This window comes from Mesorhizobium sp. M2A.F.Ca.ET.067.02.1.1, from assembly GCF_004023285.1.
Classification (GTDB): Bacteria; Pseudomonadota; Alphaproteobacteria; order Rhizobiales; family Rhizobiaceae; genus Mesorhizobium.
This window is the reverse complement of the sequence record NZ_RZSB01001149.1, coordinates 1-1,227: the sequence shown is the minus strand read 5'-3', so window position 1 is coordinate 1,227 and position 1,227 is coordinate 1. Positions and strand designations below refer to the sequence as shown.

Below are 1,227 nucleotides of genomic sequence, written 5' to 3'. Positions count from 1 at the left end.
CCGGCGCTGCCCCTCATCCGCCCTTCGGGCCCCTTCCCCCCGTTGAACGGGGAGAAGGAAGAAAACAAAAAACCCGCCTCGAAGGCGGGTTTTTCAAATCCTGCGGGCGTATCCGGGTTAGAGGCCGAAACCCTCGAAGCGCTTCTTGAACTTCGACAGGCGGCCGCCGCGGTCGAGCAGGGTCTGCTGGCCGCCCGTCCATGCCGGGTGCGTGGTCGGGTCGATGTCGAGGTTCATCGTGTCGCCTTCCTTGCCCCAGGTCGAACGGGTCAGGTATTCGGTGCCGTCGGTCATGACGACCTTGATGGTGTGGTAGTCGGGATGGATATCGGCCTTCATTGTCTTATGTCCTGGCTTGCCGGCGCCGGTGACGGGCCAATGGCCTGCGTCGATGCGCCCCTTTTTAAAACTCGAAGCCGCAGCTAATGAAAAGCCACGGCTTCTAAAACGGTCGGCGAGCCTATACATCAGCCGGAATTGAATCACAAGGCCGCGGCAAGCGCATATTGAAGCGCGGTGTTGACCAGCGGCCAGAGGAAACGCTCATGGCGGATATCGGTGCCAGTGGAGACCAGCGCAGGCGCTCGGTCCGGCCGCTGAGAAACCTTTTCCCCTATATCACGCGCTACCGGAAACTGGCGGTCGGCGCGATCATCTCGCTGGTCGTGGCGGCGGTGACGACGCTTGCCCTGCCGATGGCCGTGCGGCGCATGATCGATCACGGTTTCCAGGCCTCGGGCTCCACCTTCATCGCTGAATATTTCGCCGCGCTGGTGGCGATGGCGGCGCTGCTCGCCGCCGCCTCTGCCAGCCGCTACTATTTTGTGATCACGCTCGGCGAGCGCGTCGTCGCCGACATCCGCCGCGACGTTTTTGCCCATGTCACGACGCTGTCGCCCGCCTTTTTCGATCGCACGCATTCGGGCGAGATCGTATCGCGGCTCGCCGCCGACACCACGCAGGTGAAGTCGGCGGTCGGCGCCACCGCCTCGGTCGCGCTGCGCAATGTCATCCTGGGCCTCGGCGCGGTGGCGATGATGGTCGTCACCAGCCCGAAGCTTTCCGGCCTGGTGATCGCGGCCATTCCGCTGATCGTGCTGCCGCTGGTCGCTTTCGGCCGCTCGGTGCGGCGCAAGTCCCGGCAAGCGCAGGATACGCTCGCGGAGGCCACCGCCTACGCCAGCGAGCAGATCGGCGCTGTGCGCACGCTGCAGGCCTTCACCAACG

2 protein-coding genes are annotated in these 1,227 nt (G+C 64.5%); one reads left to right on the top strand and one right to left on the bottom strand.

The features are described 5' to 3' along the window. Positions 1-117: 117 nt before the first annotated feature. On the bottom strand, positions 118-339 hold the full coding sequence (rpmE, locus tag EOA28_RS36275) for a 50S ribosomal protein L31 (RefSeq protein ID WP_040974396.1): 222 nt from the start codon (positions 337-339) through the stop codon (positions 118-120). 206 nt (positions 340-545) lie between these two features. On the opposite strand from rpmE, the gene EOA28_RS36270 reads away from it, so the two are divergent. Beyond that, positions 546-1,227 (top strand): ABC transporter transmembrane domain-containing protein (locus EOA28_RS36270; protein ID WP_245501689.1); only part of this gene is annotated, 682 nt, incomplete at its 3' end.

Bases quoted from the DNA above. Each gene is read 5' to 3' on its own strand.
- rpmE (WP_040974396.1), bottom strand. From the start codon at position 339: ATGAAGGCCGATATCCATCCCGACTACCACACCATCAAGGTCGTCATG.